Annotated in this window: 13 protein-coding genes; 5 read left to right on the forward strand and 8 right to left on the reverse strand. The window is 53.6% G+C overall.

The genetic code is table 11. The features are described from left to right. Window positions 1-143: 143 nt before the first annotated feature. From dsr1 to BMZ10_RS27765, 4 genes are all read right to left on the reverse strand, one after another. Complete coding sequence (gene dsr1, locus BMZ10_RS21460; RefSeq protein ID WP_093466878.1) at window positions 144-3,959, reverse strand: anti-phage defense-associated sirtuin Dsr1; 3,816 nt, start codon at window positions 3,957-3,959, stop codon at window positions 144-146. 549 nt (window positions 3,960-4,508) lie between these two features. Next, a complete protein-coding gene (locus tag BMZ10_RS21465; protein ID WP_256214549.1) occupies window positions 4,509-5,012 on the reverse strand; it encodes a helix-turn-helix domain-containing protein in 504 nt (167 codons plus the stop codon). A gap of 210 nt (window positions 5,013-5,222) precedes the next feature. Continuing rightward, window positions 5,223-6,476: an SH3 domain-containing protein gene (locus BMZ10_RS21470; RefSeq protein WP_093466881.1), complete on the reverse strand. Its 1,254-nt coding sequence runs from the start codon at window positions 6,474-6,476 to the stop codon at window positions 5,223-5,225. A gap of 414 nt (window positions 6,477-6,890) precedes the next feature. Next, a complete protein-coding gene (locus tag BMZ10_RS27765) occupies window positions 6,891-7,046 on the reverse strand; it encodes a hypothetical protein (protein WP_177182187.1) in 156 nt (51 codons plus the stop codon). Between the two features lie 759 nt (window positions 7,047-7,805). On the opposite strand from BMZ10_RS27765, the gene BMZ10_RS27770 reads away from it, so the two are divergent. Together BMZ10_RS27770 and BMZ10_RS21475 are read left to right on the forward strand one after the other, a co-directional pair. Continuing rightward, window positions 7,806-7,979: a hypothetical protein gene (locus tag BMZ10_RS27770; RefSeq protein WP_177182188.1), complete on the forward strand. Its 174-nt coding sequence runs from the start codon at window positions 7,806-7,808 to the stop codon at window positions 7,977-7,979. A gap of 26 nt (window positions 7,980-8,005) precedes the next feature. Next, window positions 8,006-10,261 (forward strand): hypothetical protein, encoded by a 2,256-nt coding sequence (locus BMZ10_RS21475; protein WP_177182189.1) that lies wholly within the window; start codon window positions 8,006-8,008, stop codon window positions 10,259-10,261. 546 nt (window positions 10,262-10,807) lie between these two features. Here BMZ10_RS21475 and BMZ10_RS21480 read toward each other — a convergent pair. From BMZ10_RS21480 to BMZ10_RS21495, 4 genes are all read right to left on the reverse strand, one after another. After that, window positions 10,808-11,692, reverse strand: coding sequence for a pentapeptide repeat-containing protein (locus tag BMZ10_RS21480; protein WP_177182190.1), 885 nt, complete (start codon window positions 11,690-11,692; stop codon window positions 10,808-10,810). 358 nt (window positions 11,693-12,050) lie between these two features. Then, window positions 12,051-12,710, reverse strand: a complete 660-nt coding sequence (locus tag BMZ10_RS21485) for a hypothetical protein (protein WP_093466887.1) — start codon at window positions 12,708-12,710, stop codon at window positions 12,051-12,053. Window positions 12,711-12,915: 205 nt separating this feature from the next. Then, window positions 12,916-15,570, reverse strand: coding sequence for a TrlF family AAA-like ATPase (locus BMZ10_RS21490; protein ID WP_093466890.1), 2,655 nt, complete (start codon window positions 15,568-15,570; stop codon window positions 12,916-12,918). A gap of 776 nt (window positions 15,571-16,346) precedes the next feature. Continuing rightward, window positions 16,347-16,802, reverse strand: a complete 456-nt coding sequence (locus BMZ10_RS21495; RefSeq protein ID WP_093466893.1) for a helix-turn-helix domain-containing protein — start codon at window positions 16,800-16,802, stop codon at window positions 16,347-16,349. Between the two features lie 228 nt (window positions 16,803-17,030). Here BMZ10_RS21495 and BMZ10_RS21500 point away from each other — a divergent pair, with 228 nt between their 5' ends. The 3 genes from BMZ10_RS21500 to BMZ10_RS21510 all read left to right on the forward strand — a co-directional run bounded on the left by BMZ10_RS21500 (window position 17,031) and on the right by BMZ10_RS21510 (window position 18,769). After that, on the forward strand, window positions 17,031-17,759 hold the full coding sequence (locus BMZ10_RS21500; RefSeq protein WP_093467873.1) for a metallophosphoesterase: 729 nt from the start codon (window positions 17,031-17,033) through the stop codon (window positions 17,757-17,759). Between the two features lie 14 nt (window positions 17,760-17,773). Beyond that, window positions 17,774-18,076 (forward strand): hypothetical protein, encoded by a 303-nt coding sequence (locus BMZ10_RS21505; protein WP_256214551.1) that lies wholly within the window; start codon window positions 17,774-17,776, stop codon window positions 18,074-18,076. A 195-nt stretch (window positions 18,077-18,271) separates the two neighbouring features. Continuing rightward, window positions 18,272-18,769, forward strand: a complete 498-nt coding sequence (locus BMZ10_RS21510) for a hypothetical protein (protein WP_093466898.1) — start codon at window positions 18,272-18,274, stop codon at window positions 18,767-18,769. The last annotated feature ends 66 nt before the right edge of the window (window positions 18,770-18,835 follow it).

Consider the following 18,835-nt stretch of genomic DNA (forward strand, 5'->3'; position numbering starts at 1 on the left):
CGCATGGAGGCGGAGTGTTGAATATCTCAATGATAGGTTTGGCTAAGCCTGCGTGTAGTTGCAGAGGGCGAAGGACTGATGCTCATTTAGATGAGTCGGGAATCAGGGCACCAGCGTGGATGCCCTCTGTCCGATACTGAGGCTTACTGTCTGGACTGATCTTGTAGACGCTGATACCGAGGATCGCTGGTTAGACTTGGGTCGCTCTCACTGATGCGTTTCAGGCACGTTCGAAGCTCTTCAAATACCCAGCGGCTGTCGTCGATTATCAAGCTGAGAAGCTTCAATGCGGCAGCAGGGAAGCGCTCGCAGAACATCGAGTCTTGCAATGTCGCTACGATGAAGTATGGATGCTCCAACGGGCCAAACCAATCCTCGACCATTTCCATCGCAGAAGGAAATCTCTCCCCGGCAGCGAGTGTCAATCGAGCCAGCGATTCGGCAATTCTCACTGTTTTCCGATCTCGATCCTTGGGCCAGATATTCTGCCAGAACGGCACAATCCTATTGTCCCAGTACTCTTCACGTTGTTCTGCGGCACCCTCAAGGGCTTGAGAGAGGGCCTGTGCAGCTTCGTCCAGACCCTCAGAAGGCAATGCATGAAGGGCAGCTCGTAGTTCCTCAACTGAGTAGCCTTCGACGGGATCTATGGCTGCATAGGTAAAGAAACCGGCGAATTGCTGACTGTGCTCACCGAGCTCATTGTAGTGCTGCGTCGTTTGTAAGAACTCGGTTTTGAATGCCTTCAGCAATGGAGCATAGGGTCGGGGAGACCACAGAAACCCCTCCCATACGCCTTTGGCCTCGACTGCGTCCTGATCCCAATTCAGCAGAGGAAGCAGATGGCGTGTTGTCCATTCCCTGTCCACTCGAAAGATCGCGATCAGGTGTGATCCGAGGATCACTCGGGCATGACGGTAATGGCTTAAGCTGGTGTCAGCTAGGCCGGTGAAAAAATCCGCAAACGGCGGTGACAGTTTCTCATTGTCGTGAATAGGCTGTTTGAACCACCGATTTACAAGCGCTTGGGTGACCATGCCAATAGGGTGGTTGATTGCATCTGTCACGGGGCGGGCCATGGCATCTTCTTCCTGAACGACCTCGTCAGGATTTTGCGGCAGAGCCATTATTCGGCGGCATAGCGTGAACAGCGGCTCCTCGTTAGTAATGTTGTGATCCGACACCGCCTCTAGCCAATTTGACACGCTATATGCAAGCTCGGCCAAGGCGCGATCAGGCAGTGCCTGAACGAGTGGAGCTGCGTGTCTCCAGAATCGAGTGTTCGACGCCTTATTGCTCCAGACACGAAAAAATTCACGCCAGCGCTCGACCGGTATGATGTCTTGTTCAACGAGATCATTCAGCGCGTAGAGGCAGTTCAAGGGGTGCCTGCGACAGGTGTCTCCCCAATCGTCGCGGCTCAGCCCGTACGGATTTTTGAGCGGCTCCTTCAGCCAATCCACCAATTGTGCTCGCTTGGTGGGGGCCGTTATCAGGACGATACTATTCTCAAAATCAGCATCGCCGGTTCCGCTCGTCCAGCGCGAGAATTCGTCTTTCTGGTTATCGGCAAGTCTCCAGCCAGGGTAAGCCGTGGATAACTTGGCAAAGCGCTTCGTCGAAGATGCATTAAGCCGAAATCCTGAGCTATCAAGCTTCGCCAGCGCGAGCCAAACCATGCGGTCAGCGTGTTGCTGCAGTCGCTCGGGCTCAACATCGTCTCTGAAGATCTCCCGAGGTGGGCCTTTCAAGATCGCTTGTTGGAGCTTAGTGGCGGTCACACCACTAAGTTGGCTTCCTTGCAGAACCAGAAGTCGTAGCGTCTCTCGTCTGGTGTCTCCTGACCATAGCCACCAGCCCTCGTCAGCAGTCAGCCATGACACCCACAGCTTAGGAGCGATGCAATCATTTTGACTCGCTGCAAACAGGGCCAGACGCTTGAATGTGGGGTAGGGAACCTCGAACCACTGTACAGCAATCCGAGTTGCTCTCGCTGGGTCTGCTGCTCGGATAGTGAGCCAGGCATCGCGCAGCAATTCGATCAGTGCAACCCAGTCCCGAGACCGCTTGTTTTGATCATGATCCTGGATCGAGGGTAAATCCCAATTCGAGCGATCAGAGCGGGCGGTTGCTCCACCCAGGACGCTTCGAAGGTTTAAAGCCTCCAGCAGCAAAAGCGCGAAGTCATCAATCAAGCCAGGCAGGAATTCTTCCAAGTCTCGATCGAACATCTCCTTGAGTGTCGAGCCGACGTGGTCTGCCGTCAGCGTAACCTCCCAATCCACAATGCTTCTGATGGTTTTGGGCTTATCCACATCATGTGCTTCATCGCCCCAGCGGAACGGCCTTCTGAGCGCTACCCTTGGAGTAAGGAGCTCGCGAAGCTCCAGCTTCAGCAATAATGTCATGCCCTCCAGCTGCAAGCGCTCTGCCCAGCGATACAAATCAAGATCTCGCCAAGGCGATTTCACCCGCCCGCTCAGCAATAAGCGCCAGAGAATTTCCATCTCCCGAGACGGGATGGCATTGGGGGAGTGAGTTTGGAGCTCCTTGAGTTCTGAACTTGATCCACTGTGTTGGAGCGTGGCCAGCTCACTCAGCCTGTAGTCGATCCTCGACCGGAATTCTTCGTGCAGATGCCCACCTTGACTGACGACCCACAAAATCAGTTCTGGGTCATTCAGGTGTCTGAGCAGCCATCGCGAAAGCTCCCACATTACCCTGTCCCACCTCGTGCTTTCCGAGCCTGTGGAGACGAGTCGCATATGTGGAGCAAGGGAGTAGGGGGTAGGGCGGGCTACCAGGTTGAACATTAATTTAGGATCAACTTCATGATGGGCTGTCACGCCAAACCGGTTCAGATCGCTGTGTTTGAATCGAGGGTCTGAAAACGCGTCAGTCAACCACTCAAGGGCGGGCACCGGATTGAAGTCTGCAAATCGTTTTGCGGGAATGCCTGATTTGTCCGAGAGCGCCCAAAGCATTCGGCCTACAAAGTCATCTTCCTTGGTACTGGCCGATGGTCGTGCGAGCGCATTCAACGAAACCATTCGCTCCTTGCCTGTGGTTCCCTCGCTGTAGGTCTCACTCCACCTGTGGAGGGTGGTGTGCAAGCGGTAGTGGTCATAACTGCCTGGAATCACTTTGTAGAGTATCGGAGTGACCCCCTTAGCTTCCCACTCGACGGTTTGCTGAGCTTCCTGGCCGGGCTCGCACTCGCCGAAGGCCCAAGCCTGCGGGGTGATTTCTCCCAGCCTGCGGTCGGCAGCGAGAGCGTCCATCATGTACCGCATCACCGGGTCATTGATGCTGTACCCGATGAAACAAACGGTGTAGTTGCGGAATAGCTCGCCGACGAATCGCGCCGCCCAGCGCTCGGTCAGGTAGGCCAAGCCGAAGTCCCCACTGGTTACTACCAGTCGTCGCAACTCGTGCTCATCCGCAGTTTTGGGAAGCAAACCGTGCAGAAATACCAGCCCGTTCCATCGGCTGTTTTTTGGAATCGGGAGCATCGGGGCGGTGTAGATTTGAGGCTTCACGCTGATGCGCTTGGCCGCTGCCTCGAATATCCGGTCAAAGTTGGTCGTCACTAGCCGGAGTGTGCCTGACCGTGTCCGAGCGAGCCTCAGTAATGCTGCGTGGGTATCCGTAGCTCCTTCGAGTTTAAGGTTGGGTTTCAACGACTTAAACAGGGCAGTCCTGAGCGTCTTGTGCTGGCCGCTGATCCGTTGCTCCAGTAGATCGAGCACGGCATCGTATTGCTGCCTCTTGCAGGCTTCCTCCTCAATTTTGTTTGGGAACGTGCCTGCGTTTTTATAGATATCTTTAACCAAACCGCCGAATCCTGGCAGGCCTGCTGGATACGAGATGCCTGCGCCGCAGAAAATGACGACTCGTCCTTCCTCATGCGCCTGCAAAAGCTCTTCAGGGATATCTGGCCCATCTGCTACAAACTGCATTCCGTTGCTCCCAGAGTGTTAGTCGCTGAGGGGGCTCAGCAGTGGTTGAACAGAGTCGCTGATCATCGAGCTGAATGGGGTCATCCTGCTTGCCAGGGGTTTTGCCGTTCTGCTTCAGCCTTCAGATAATCAGCCAATACCCCCACCCGGGTGAGGGATGTATCGGGCAAAGGGAAACACGACATAGAATTCGAAATTCCTACCCGCGTTCCATTCGTCGAGGATGCTCACAAAGCCACCTTGGTCGAGCGCGGCCTGGCCATAATAGCTAGGCACCTGGATGGCTCCCAGCCCCTTTTTGCTGCTTCCACCAGAGCGAGTCCATTATCGCTTGAGAACCATCCACCCGGTTGGATCAACTTGCTCATGCCACCTTTTCCGTAATGCCATGGTCGGTTGAAAAGCGCCTGACACCATTGCGCAGGCAGATCATCTGGACTTGAATGTTTCCAAGCTCAGCGAGCAAGCGTGGCGATATCATCGTGCGAAGTGGGACGTTGAGCAGCTTGCGAGCCTTCAGGGTGGAGTCTGGAAGAGGGCCTATCGCTTTTATCTAGCCCCAGTCAGTGTGTGTAGCATATGTGTTGTGCCCCGGCGGATTAGAGGACTCTGCCAGGCTATGACAACCAGCTGCGCATTGGCGGGTGGCTCAGTCCGCGAAACAAAACTCAGTCTGCCGGGATGCATCAAAGCATGGCGATGCTTGGCTCTTGCAGTTAATCGAGCTGGCGCCTCGCCGTCGCTAAAGGCAATCTGCAGCTCATTGAAAGCGCCTGACTTGGGAAGCTCGATGAGTTCACCCTCGACTCCGCTCATTAGCGATCTGATTGACTGTCCTGTCTGTGTCGCCAATGTCAGAGCGACCAGTGCCAGGGGGCTCAAGCCGAGCGGCGAGCTCAAGGTTGCCAAAATTTCAAGGGGCGGGCGGGTGTGCCCACCTTCAAGCTTCGAGACGTAGGTTCGGCTGCTCACCTGCGCCAAATTGTTCTGAGAAACCCCGCGAGCCTCGCGCAGTGCCTTGAGTACGGCTGCTATGGCAGATTTCAGCGACATCGTGTGCTCCAGCTTCCCAAGCTACTCTCCTTCGTGGCCCGTTTCCAAGAAAGGCAAAGACACCTTGTGTTCCAGGCCGTGGAGCCTATCACAGGAGATTGATTTTCATCGGTGATGCCCCGTCGATTGGGAGAGCCGTTACATGAAGAAGCCTTTGACCTCTGGCGCGTGACCAACCCGTTTTCATACCGGGACGTTGCTGGGTGAAATCTACTTTGAGATCGTCCGCACCATGCTCCTCGAAACCCATCCAACGATCTCAGCGTCGTCATGCTTGTACATGACCTGCAGCCATTTTCGATCGGTCGAATCAATCACTTCAAGAATCGAATACTTGTCGAGGGTCAGAATCACTTCTGACTTAAGTCGAGGCTCTCCGCGCAGATTCACATTGTCGCGGGCTACAAGCCGCAGCCGGGCAGATGCACTGATGGGCATGTGGCAGAAGAACGATCTGATGTTATTCCGCGCCTGCGCCGTAGTAAGGGCGTTGGGGATACGGTCATTCCAGTCGCATATGCCTTCCCGTACGTCCTGCCATTGGCTTAAAACGGTGTAGGCACCTGATACGAAGATGAAAAGGCAGTACAGAAACAGAAGCGCAGCTGGCGTTAGCTTCGCTTGGCCATCACCCTGTGTCAGCGCTTGGACGATCTCGCTCTGTACTGTGGGAATCTCTTGCTCATCGAGGTAGACGGGCGCATCCCTCGCAAGCTCCGCGTGGACGTAAGCAGCGGAGGATTCGATCATCGAATCAAGCGTTGTACCGCCCGCAGCTTCCATAGCTCGAAAGACCGTGCTGTTGCGTAACGAGGCCGTGTCTACGAGGAGCGATTCGAGGCTGCTCGCTGAGCCTAGGTGCGAGGAGCCAACTAGGGTCGTGAAGATTCGCTCAAGGTTTTCCGATGCTTTATTTGAAGACAGGATTGAATCGAACGGCGATGACGCTGAAAAATAATGTCCGGATAACGGGGAGGACTGGATCTGCGCAAACTGCTCCGCTATGTGGCGCAGCGAGTCGCTCGCTGAAGTTTGCGTCAGTGAATCCCACCATCGGCCAGTGGTGATGCCTCCCACTGCTTCAAAAGTCGGGCGCGCCAGATCCTTCCATTGTCTCACTTGTTCCGAGATTGCGTGCGCCGCCGATATCGCTGGAGCGCCCATCCTTTCGCTGAGACTGCTCACTACCGCTGCTGTTTGAGCCAAGGGGGTGTTGATGGACATTTGTAAAGCAGACATGGCATCAAGGTATGGCTTGGAAGCAGCCGCAACGGACGACATGACCTCTGCTTGAAAGTCAGGAAGCGTATCCATCCTGCTCAGTCGCCGTGAGGACAATACCGATGCCGACAAGGCTTCCAATCGAGGCGTATGAGCACTTGCGTCCAGCCAGGCATTCTCACGTACGTTCAGAAAATCTTCGAGACTGACCGAAGGTTTCGATTGCTCCCCATCTTTCGACATTGTCTTCCCTCTTTGGTAATCACTGTCTGTGCTTGAGCATGATCAGCCAAGCATGATGAATTCTGTCGACCCTCCGTCGTGCAGATCGCTAAAGATCATGATTGCAGTGGTCAGCACAACCGTGAGAAGCGGCTACTGGATGTCGATCATTCTGTAAATTCCGTCCCTTTATCGCGAACCTCTCCATCATGCTCCGGCGTGTTATCTACGGGTGATCGTGCAGGCTCTCTCGCTTCCTTGCCCGCTTGAAATTAGGTAACAGTAGTGGCTGAAAAGCCGTCCCAGAGCATGCCCTAACACAATCAATGGGGCGTCCCCATCGAAAATAGGAATGTCGTCTTTTTGTGAAAAAAATGTGAAAAATTCGTGTGTAGATCTTACAAGGGCGGTCTCTATTTGTGTTGATCCAATAAGTCACAGCGCCTGGTGTTGGCCTTTCAGCTTGATCGGATTGGCGTGCATCTGGAAGGCGTTCAAACCCGGTGAAGGGAAAAGCTCATTTGAAGCGCTGGGCACCTTCACACGCACACCGATATTTGGATCGATGGCGACAGGGCTTGGGGTACTCATCTTCTCCCGATTTTTGGCACAGGCACGTTGTGGCACATCATTCTGAGCGATGGCTATGCACGACTTGCGAAGACGACGGTGGAGGAGGGGATTGAGTTGCTGACCTACTCGATGTGGCTCGCCGCAGCAGTTGAGTACTACCTCGCTCAGCGAGTGTCCGTCACCGAGCGCTGGGCCTCACAGAGGCTGGATGCGAGACCTGTCAGCTCTGCACATTATTGATTTCAATCTTGGCCGCAGCGAAGAGATCTTCCACCATGGTGACGTGAGTCTGCTGCGGTGAGACATGCACTGCCTCATCAAACGAGCAATTTCTAACCCTGCGGATTGGAATGAAGCATCAGTAGCCTGCTTGATCTGAGAGCTGTCCATACGCTGTTAAAGCATCGATGGGGAGTGCCGATACAACGGAGGCAGTGTCGAGATAGGTTGGCGAGAACCAAGCTTTAGGCCATGCGTTAACGCTTTAATCCGAAGCGCATTACGGAACGTCATACGCTTTCGAGAGTCGTAGCTGTGTTCGCAGATCGTCGTTTTGATGCGCGATTCGACGCTCTGCAAACCGATCGCCGGACGTGCGTTGATCAGATTTCACTTTCCGGTTTGCGATCTCATCGCTAGAATGCGCGGCCTTATCATCTAGGCTCGTTTGTGCGCAATTCATGGCTGGCCATTCAGGTTTGTCGAGCGTTGATGGTTGTGCGCGCGTGATTTCACGTGCTACTTTGATTTTGACGTGCATTTTCAGTGAGAGAATACATGAGCCTAAAAGCACTGACTGACCTTTCAAGCATCCGCCACATCGATCGCGACGCTCAGCGTCGGCTTGAGGATGCTCGCCAGCGGCATCGTGAGTACGATTCCAAGATCGAAAAGCAGGTTGCTAACAAAGCCGTTGGTCACGAGCTGCTGGCGAAGACCTGTAGCCTTTAAAAAATTACGTAAGGAAAAGCAGCCTCATGGCTGCTTTTTTTATACCCATGAATTCATTTCTCGTTTCAAAATTCGAACAGCAGACGCTGAGTAATCTAGTCACCCATTGTTTTGGTTCTGACTTTTCTGAGATCTATCAGAAGCGTCAGATCGCATACGTGCGCGATTACCTGGACGAGCTCGGCGCGAAATCTGTGCTGCTTGAGTTGAATTATGTAGACAAGGATTACCTGGAAGATTTTTCCAGGTACTACGTCAAGCGTTTCGGAAACGCGGGGCACAAATGTGCTCGTATGCATTTTTTCTCCAGCGACGTGACGCACCAGCACATCGAGAAAGTTCTGAAAGGCGAGGCGGATTCGGAGCAGCTTGCAAGAGATCTGAATGATTCCTACCTGGGCTTTATGGTCATCAAGCCTTTGCCCAAGACGTTCATAGGCAAAACCTGCCTCAAAGTAATGTCTGACGTCCCAGCGATTGCTAATGCTGCTGCGGGAGCCGATGGGACGATTGCCAGCGTTCAGGTTGGCGACACCGGCCAGATTGGCAGGCAGAAATGCAGGCTATCTCGTACGTATGTGGTGGATCTGTTCGGAATTGAGCTCAGCGTCCGCTCGATTGCTTTCCAGGAGCAAGACAAGGTTGTCGCAGCCTGCGCATCAACCGCAATCTGGTCAGCGTTGCACACCTTGAAATGGTGCGACGTAAGAACCATTCACTCGTGTAGCGAAATCACGATGAATGCCATCAACCACATCGACGGATCATCAAACAGCTTCCCCAACAAGGAACTCACCAACAAGCAGATCCTTAGAAGTCTCGACGTTGAGGGGCTACGGCATCACTCCGAAGATTTGAAAAAGCAGCAGCTATCAGAGGAAGATTTTCTCGCGACGGTCATAGGTCACATCGACAGCCACCTACCTCTGGTGCTGACCGGATCAGTACACAAGGTCGTGGACGAAGGGCTGGATCCCTATGATGCAAACCATGCCATCTGCATCCTTGGCTACAAGGTGGATAGCGAAAGCGTGGTTTACGTTCATGATGACCGGCTGGGGCCCTATGCACGAGCCCTGCTCGTCAAATTAAGCGATTTCAAGCCTGGCGCTGCGGCTAATGCTTGGGCGCTGGGGCTGCAGCTCATGGACGAAACCACGAAGATATGGCTTAGACCGCATGAGTTGATCGTGCCGGAGTTTTTGGCGGCTGCGACCGACAAGAAAGCGCGGTTACCCTTCTTCTATGCTCATTACACAGGCCGAAACATTGCCCTGGCATTTGAGGATATCTCAACGGCAGTAGGTTCTGAGCCGTTTTTGGAGGAAAACGGGCTGACATATGCAGTGAAGCTTCGGTCTATCTCCGATATTCGCCAAGGCATCAGAAGCCAAGTCGCAGATGCATGTCATACCGACTTGTTGACGGGTGAGATCATCCCGATTGATCAGCAAGAGCGTGACCAATGGGACAAGGATAAGGCTCACTTCCTGATGTCCAGCTTCGCGCGACTTCAATGGGAGGTTCAGTTTTTCTGCCGATCGCAGAAGGCCTTTCGTATTTTCATCGATGCGAGTGACATACCGCAAGGAAATGCCGTTTCGGCAATTTTCGTCGACAGCATCTATCTCAGTAAGCCTGCGCTGAATGTTCTGAAACGCTACGGGTCATTCAAGGAAGAGCGGGCTCAGTCTGCCCACTTTTACGATTCGTTCTTGGCGCGACTGCGTGACCAGGATGAGACCCTGGATAGTTATCTCGAAACCACTTACGGAGCGCTCAGAGCTCCGATCAAACTCAAGAAACAGGAATTTGCGGGTGGTGAGATTTTTGACAACGAAACCCGCAAGGTGCTTCGAGATTCAACCCATGGTCGAATCGGGGAGCTGCTGGGCCGATTTGACGAGCCAGGTCTCATCTATTTGATCTGGGCGATTGCCGAAGATGGTGCGTTGCTAGTCGGGGAAGAGGTGTACGTAAGAATCGACGGAAACGATGAGCCGTGTGGTCATCCAAGCATCACCCGTTTCAAGCCTGCAAGGATCGCAGGGGAGCTATGGAAAGTGGAGGGGGGATGGGTCATCAATTCGATGTCAGGACGCTACAGCGGTGATTACCACAACTCGTCCCAGTTGCTCAAAAATGCGCTGATGCGGTTTCGGGCGTACTTCCCGAAAGACGAATTCGCTATAGAAGCGTTTCCAGCCAAGTCCCGCTTCTTGACCGAGCAGGCTCGGCTTCAGGGAGTTAAGGTGAACGCTCCCCAAGTCACTGAGGATTGAGTCTGCAGAGGCTTTTTTTCCGCCCTATCAGATTGTCAGGTGTCATGTAGGCGTACGAGATAGCGTTGACGACTGCCGCACATGACATGGCCACTGGGACAGAGGTACGAGGCGCCATTGAGGAACATCGTGCAGTGACTGGCGTCGATAGCATTTTTCCTTGACGCTCGCTACAAGCCTGCAGGATTGGAAAACAGTGCTGTCATTACCGTTTTTCCAAACAGGGTACGAAGCTGCCGGGCAACACTGGGTGTGCTTTCGTTTAAGCAAGGACGGGCACACGGCTTTCATGCCAACTGTGAAGCGGGTCAGGAGTGGTCGTCTAAGCGCTGAATCCGTGCTCCAGCCCCGTGATCAGCTCGATTGCTTTCCGGTACTGCCTGTTGGCGAGGTTTAGAAGAAGGTGGCTTTTACGCTGTTATGCCACCTGGGTGACTCATTCCGACAAAACGAGGGTCTTTGTTGACAAGATTACACATGCGATCCAGGCAGGATGAGATCAATGAGGGGTACCCCCCCATCGAGTCTGGTCTCGGAAAGCGCCGATCAGTAGAGACTACCTTTAGCACTGCGCCCGGTGGTTCGAAACCCTCCGATGCCTTTCAATAACAGACCTGTTTGCCAGAGGAAACCGTCACCAACTAGCTGGGGGTGGTAAGACAGATCTTCACCCATGTCATCGGAATGACCAAGACATGCCAAGCCGATATAGTTCGGTTGCTGGTAGCGCACGCCAACAGAAGTGAAAAATGTCAGATCGATAATCTCATGGCTCGGTAGCGTCAACCAGGCATGAATGTTGACAGCTTGCAGCGTTAAATTCTGCTTTAGCATCTGCTTGAGTTTTCCTTCGGGCGTATGGAAAACGGCCTGATTTTCGAATCTCACGTATCCGAGCGTAAGCGTCAACGGGACATCGAAGATTGTTTCCAAAGGCTCGCGCAGTGAGAGCGCGACGTCGAGGCATTTGCCAGAAAGGGCACCTGAAAGGTCTGCCGCGTAAAAGCTACACTCGTAAAAGTGTGAGTTAGAAAATTTCACTGCAGTTAAATTGCTTTGCTGGAAGTTAGCTTCATCAAAATTGCAAAGCATAAAATATGCGTTGACTATTTTTGCTTTGGCGAAAATAGCTTCGTGAAAGCTAGATCCGTATGCCTCAATGCCGGTCGGGTCTGCATTCAAGAAAGCGCAATCAGACATATCCACACCGTCTAGCTTTGCATTTTTTAAATTTGCGTCGCAAAAGTTCGCACCCTTGCCATCGGCATTTTTGAAATTGGCGCCAATGAATTTTAGGCCCTCTAGGTTTGACTCTCGCAAATCGATAATGTCGTTAGTTTTTGAGGTGTAGTCATTCCATTCTGAGAAATTTTCTTTTCGTGCGCACTCGGTTATTAGTTTATATTGTTCTGGGTTGAAGGTTTTGGTCATGGGATGTATGTAAATTCTGTATGAGTGTTGTAGTCGCTGATTCTGGATGATGACGCAACCCAAGAACATACGTCAAATTGAGATTGCACTTCGGGGATGAAACAGGTTGCGGTTCTCTCTGATCGTCCGCACCCTATTCAAAATGGGTTGCTTTAGTTGGTCTCTACCAATCACCGCTCAGGAGTATGCTGCCAAGTCGAGTGCAAGTGGGTGATCGGTGATTATGCAAATGGGTGGCCAAGTCCTTGCAATACCGCATGTGGTAGTGTTTGAAGCTGCTGAGCCATTAACTCTGGTGCTCCGACGGCTCAACGGTCTAGAGGCGCACCCCAGTCCAATCGGCTTCTATACACCGCGACTAAGGAAGCAGCGGAATGATGCAGGCAGCCGCCCCAGCCGCAATCAGCAGGTGTTCCAAAAGCTTTATCCCGCCGTTGTGTTTGCGAGTGCGAACGTCCTTATAAATAAGCCACACTCGCCAGGCATATTCGCTGAATGCCTGTTGGTGGTGGGCGCTTGTGATAGACAGATACTTGAAGAATTTCGAGAAAAGTTTTCTGATTTCCCGGTCGGTGACCTTGGCTGGGCTTCTGTACATTCCCAGAACGATGTTGTCTTCGGTCATTCTCAGGTTGTCAGAGCCATAGGGAGCCATGAAAACGGTCACCATTCCCGACGGGGCTTGGTTGAACCACAGCGCGGCGTTACCTTCGAATAGAGGCTTCGCTTTCCCCTTTCTTTCCTCCACCTTTGTCTCGACTCCCCAAAGCCCCAACTGCCTCGTACCGCAGGAGAGTTGTAGTAGGCCTAGAATCTGATCCCCTCGAAAGTCGAGAAGGGCTTCAGGAATCACGGGGTGAAGGTATAGCGAGCCGTAGTGGCCGGCCAGAGGTGAATGCTCGACCTCAGCGAAGACGGCGCGCACGCGGTCGACCATTCCAGGCCATAATTTTCGTCTGTCCACGGATGCTTGATCGTCTTTCATCAACTGTAGAGCGTGCTTCTTGAACGCCTTCATGGCTCCTCCCAATCAGCAGACAAGCATGCTGAGCGAAAGGGCATTTGGCAAGACCTGTAGCCATCAGGGTGAGGCCCGTAAGCACTTGCAATCAAAAGAGAACTGCTCGAACCGTAACACGGCAAGAGCAGTGGCAAGTAATGTCATTGCAGCGGGAAGCCACCACCCTAGGTCACTGGGTTGTGCCGCAGCAGGACGCGGCGACCTAAAACTCGTACTTCTCTTTGCGCTGAATGAAAGCGGCCCGGCCACCCTCAAGTATCTTCGCTACCTGGTCTCGGATCGCCGGGACATCAATCGACCCTTGAGCTTCCAAGGTCAGAGACCCCCGTTTATCCTCCGCAGTGAAAACCCCGATCCATTCGGCATCACCGAAGACAGGGATGTTTGCGTTATGGGTAGCGAACAAGAATTGCCTGGATGTCTTCGCGTCCCTTAATTCAGCGACGATCCTTTCCGCAATGAATGCGTTGTCCAGATTGTCTTCGGGCTGATCCATGAGCAGCGGGTCTGGATTGTCGAGCAACAGCATGTGAAGGATCGCCGTGCATTGCTGTCCCGTGGATAGCTTGCTTAACGGCCTGAAGGCCGGCTCGGCGTCGCCGTGAGCGACGTTCAGAGAAATATCGACTCTGTGGGCCAACTCCAGTGCTTCGAGCTCCATGATTTGGGATGGCTGCAGTTTGGCAAGAGCATCGGCCACCATCTGCGGTGTGCCCCAGTCGAGGTAGATGACGCCAGCGCCTTCCCTGATGGATTTAACCAACGCCACCGGTGTGATCGATTCAGCTGCGCCAATCCAGCCAAGGCGCTTTTCGCCTATGTTGTCAAGCTTGCAGCTCAGAAGGAATTGCACGATAGGGGATCTGTCCGCGTCAGGAACGATCTCAATTTTGAGCTTGCCCTGGAGCCGCTTGCTCATTTTCTTCGCGGCCTTCACCAAGGCGCCAATGCGCTCGGCCCGCAGATCAGAGAGCTCAGCCAGCACAGTTCGACGCTCCTGTTCGAGCTCCTCAAGGTGCGTTTGATGGGGTGGTAGCTTGGACTTTAGTGGCTTGATGCGCTCGATGTCCTCCTGCACCCGCTGGTAAGCCGCACCGATGGCTTGGCCTGTTTTGCCGGCGGCGTCGGGCAGGGCACGTAGCTCTTTCTCAAGCTCCGCGTCGTGCTGTTTGATCTGCTGCTCCCAGGCGTCATGCTGAAGATTGAACGCCTGCACCGCTGCGTCGACGAGCGTCTGCATCGCCTTTAGAAGAACGGCGCAGTCCGATGTGAGCTTTTCCAACGTGCCCCTCATGGCGATGAGAGCATCGATGTCGGGCACGCCCTCAAGCACCTCGTCACTGATAAACGAAAGGTCAGAGAAGTGCTCGTTGAACATCGGTACGGCGGTTTGAACGTTGCCAATCGCCTCTTTAGCGCTCTTGGCTATCTCACGCTCGCGGGCGAGCAAAGAGGTCTTGGCCAGCTTTTCTTTTACGCCCAGATCATCGAACCCGCTCAACTGTTCTTCCAGGTTGGGTAGGCGATCGACCTGTGTGTTCAGATCGTCGATGTCCCCGAGTGTTTCAGAAATGCTCAGCTGATTGGCCTTCAACCGACGCTGGGCGTCAGCTCGCTTGATGTTGTAATCACCTTCCTCTGGCAGGAATCGTTCGAGCAGTTGTATGCGGCTGGATTCGTCCTGGGCGAGTTCATAGATCTCGTTTTGACCATAGATGTCGATCCCTGGCATCACATCGCCAGGCGTCATGGTCGAAACAGTTCCGTGTTCGTCTCGAACAACTGGAGGCTCGCCGTAGCGGCGGCTGATGCTGTACCGCCGGCCGTTTTGTGAAGACGAAACCAATGTCAGTTCTACGCGGCCACCTTCCAGACCTAGGTTTTCCTTCATGATATCGCTGTGCAGCTTCTGCGCCTGTTTCCCTTTTGGCTTGCAATCGAGAGCGAAGCGTACACATTCGAGAAGGGTTGATTTGCCTGTGCCCCTGCCTCCAATGACGGTGTTGAGATGGTCAGAGAAACTGACATGCACTCCGTCAAGGTAGCCGCCGGCCACGCTCATGCTGATCAATCGCCCGATTGGGCTTTTGGCCTCAGTGGAGTTCAGGCGTATGCGTGACTCGGGATCGAGGAATGCCACCCTGAAAGCCGCAAAGGTCGGGCGGGTCATCTTGATGAGGCACGTTGCGTTGGGCTTCTCAAGGTCTTCAGGCTTGGCGACATCTTTTGCGTTGATGACTGCGATGGGCTTGTCCCTTCGATACGCGTCATCTCTGCCCAGAAGCACACGACGGTAGAAGTCGCTCTCTTCACCGGCCAGATCTTCAACAGAGAAGGGTATCTGGGCTGCCCTGAGCGTAGGATGCTTCCAGACGTGACTCAGGCGGTTTTTCAGCAGCCCGCTGTCGTGTGTGCAGTGGGCTGCGTAGATAAATCCACCCATCTGCTCGATCTTGTCGATCAACTTGATGGAGCTTAACTGCGACGGAAGAATGCGCTCTTGAGGATCAAGCAGCTCAAGGTTTCCCAGGTAGCGCTCAAGTGACTGCACCGAAGTGTCCTCAGGAAACAGGCAGACGAAGTGGGTCTTGTCACTCGCGGCAATTTCAAAGCCCGGAAACACCACAATCCCGTGTGGTGTCAGTGCCTGACGCAAAGCATCCACCGCCGCGACACTTCCATGGTCAGCGATCCCGACTACCTTGATGTCGAGTTGCAGACACTTCTGGAGGAGCGCTTGGTTGTAGTTAGCTTCGTCCAACTGATGATCGGCGCCTCGGTACGCGCCGTGGTATGAAAACGGATTGACCTGAAGGGCGCAGCGCCAGAACCGGGCGTACGTGAAGCGATCGTCCATGATGGTTCCTTCATTAGAAAGCAGGCTGAGTGGGTATGAAAGAAGACGTCGTTACTACAGATGACTGTACAGGTGGAAATTGAGCCGGAGTAGATCTTTCAGATCAGGTTTTGGGCAAAGGCCTCCAGGCACCCACCTCGTTAATCGCACTTCTAGAACTCTTCAGTCCGACTTCCTCCGGGTACGGATTTTCTCGGGAAACATAATCTAGACGTCGTGAATCCGTCGTGAACACTCTCGACCGCCACGGTGGCCCGATGAACGCCATGATGCGTCGGGGTGAAATGACCACAGATGCGCCGCGAGGTCTTCGTGAGCCCGGTGCTGGACGGCACCGCAGCATGGCCGTAGCGTCCGAGACGGTCAGGCATCGGCTGACCATTGCGGGCACGGCCCTGGGTGCAGGAACCATTTCCACGCGGTTGCTTTTAAAAGGACTTGAGTTTGACCGCGTCCGGATGCCAATCACTACGCGAAGCAGCAGCATGCTGCAGTCAAGTTGTTACACGTCGCCATTTCGAGGGGCCGGTATTAACTGACAATCTCGACAAAGACGCCAATCCTTCAATTCCCCCTGCCAAACCTCTAGCGAGAAAAATTTTCGGAGTGCTACGCGTTTCGATCCAGCAACGCGGTGATCATTTTCGCGTTGCCCAAGACACACTTGGCGATAGTCTTGTTGCTTGCTCGCAGGTTGACTACGAGCCAACACGGCTTCCTCACTGCTTTTTGTTTTGCCGAGACCAGATTTTGATCGCTTGCGTAGAGACTCAAAATCAATCCATTTTCTTCAAGTGATTACTTACAGTCTGACGAGCAACCCCCAGACGCCTGGCAACCTCAGCCTGGCTCAGTCCCTGATCAATGAGTTCCTTTATCCGTGCGCGCAATTCCTCAGCAGCAGCAATTATTGGATGGGGAATCTCGGGGGGCAGGGAAGGGATCTTGCTCCGCATCAGGTCGGTAGCAGTGAGGTCGTCCAGGAGGTGATCCACAACCTGTTGCGGCGTCTGACCTCGCTCCGCAGCATAAGCCAGTACTAAAAGCGTCAAAGGATCTACCTCCAGCGCCTGAGCAAGTGAGTGACTGACGTCGAGGGTCACTGAGCGCTCACCCCTTTCAAGCCGGCTGATATAGGAGCGATCGGCAGCCTGGCCCAGCGCCTGCTGCGAAGCCTCGCGATGCATGCGAAGAAATCTTAGAGCTGAGGCGTAGGCGGTGCGAAGCGACATAAACGTTTCCGTCAAACGGAACGATATGCTGAATTTGCTTTGTCATACGCAAATGCCTATAGTCACGTAAATTGACATTGAGTCCACCGTTTGCCTGTGTGCAGCTCCGGGAGCGGATGTTCAATATTGGCATAACCCGACATTTAGCTCTGAGGCGCAGTAAGCCGGGCCTTATCCCTGCGAACCCACCCAGTGCACCTGGTAGCAAACTCCTAAGCCTCCATGCCCATGAATGTACTGCTCTACTCAGATTTGCATAACGAGTTCGATCGCTTCATCCCGCCCGATGTACCGGTGGATCTCGTCGTGCTTGCCGGAGACGTTGATCTCCAATCACGCGGTGTTGTGTGGGCAAACGAGGCGTTCAAGTCACCCGTGATCTACTGCGCCGGCAACCATGAGCATTACAAAGGCAACATCGATCGCACAGTCGACAAGATGAAAGCTGCAGCGGCACCGCATGTCCATGTCATGGAGAACGAATCATGGATTGTCGGGGGCGTGAGGTTTCTGGTCGCTACCGGATGGACGGACTTTTCGAGCACCGGCGATGTGACTGCTGCCTCGATGACCTGTGCTCGGGAGATGAATGACTTTCGGATGATACGGGCTGATTCAAATTATCGGCGGATGCGGCCAGCAGATGTGATCTCTAGAAATGAGGCCAGCAAGGCGTTTCTCAGCAGAGAGTTGAGTCAGCCATTCCAGGGCAAGACCTTTGTCGTCACGCATCACAGCCCTCTCCCAGAGGTCGCGGGGGATGAACATGATGGTCACGTCAGCGCCGCCTACTACAACAGGTGGCATAGCTTAGCGGAGCAGGCGGACTACTGGGCGTTTGGACACACCCATCACTCGATCGACACGGTGCTTGGTGGCTGCCGATTTTTGTCGAATCAGCGCGGATACCCCGGGGAAGAATGTGGTTTTGATCCTGCGAAAGTTATCGAAGTTTAGCGAGGAAGTATTGCGTGAGTGCTTGTGAACTGATGGATCGTCCCGCAGCGATTGCGCGGGCCAGCGCTGTCGAATGGGGCGTCATCGTTGATGCGTACCTGACAGACGCGGCGCGAGTAGGCGATCGCTACGCCGCTCTGGTTTATCACGACCTGTCCGGCGTCATCCCTGATGGGATGACGATTGTTACCCCTCCGATTCGGCCAATAGTTGAGAGAGACGGCTATCTATTAGTGCGCAGTCTCGATGAGGGAGATCACTACGTGATCGTTTCCATCCTCTCGGAAAGCCATGTGCGATCAGCAACCCCTCGCTAACCGTGCTGATTTATGAACGGGGATCAGAGTGTTCATGAGCAGTAGGGCACTCAGTGTCTGATTAAACGTGGCTGATGATATTCGGATTAAAGCAAGCAGCTAGGTGGCATTACCCCAAAGAACACGGGGGCCCGACACGTGCACCCAATTTGTGTGTGAACAATGGAAATGGTTTTCTCGTACTTAAGGAAAGTTATGTCAGATCTCAAGAAGCTTACCCTTACAATCAAGAATTCTAATCTGCAGGCCAGTGGGGATTTCGATGCGCTGTACAGCATGGTTCGCTGTGAGGACTCGGAGGGGAAAACCTTCCACTTCAAACGTGTCGTAGTGCTCGATTACCTTAAAAAACATGGCGCAATGGTGACTGACAAGCCGCGCACATGGTTCTACAAACACCTAAGTAAAAAAGAAATCGTCATCGTGGCCTTTGAGAAAAGTGACGGTAAGATTGAATACGACCTGGATCATATGAGCCTTGTTGCAAGGTCGAGTCTCATCAAGGGCATCATTTATGGCTTGGGCTCCATACCTGCGGGCCTCGTCGCAGCAACTGCAACGTTCGGCCTAGGCTTGTTAATCATCCCAGCAGGTTTTTATTACGGTTACCGACATATCTTCAAAGTGCCTGCCATGCTGAGTCGCAAGACGCTCGTGAGTGACCTGGCAACTTACGGGGTTGTCGTGAGGTAGCGCTCTATGTGGTCTTCGCCCGAAGCGCGGTGCTTCAGCGTCACAAGTGGCACGTACCAAGTACCA

This window comes from Pseudomonas sp. NFR16 (genome assembly GCF_900108875.1).
In the GTDB taxonomy this organism is placed as follows: domain Bacteria; phylum Pseudomonadota; class Gammaproteobacteria; order Pseudomonadales; family Pseudomonadaceae; genus Aquipseudomonas.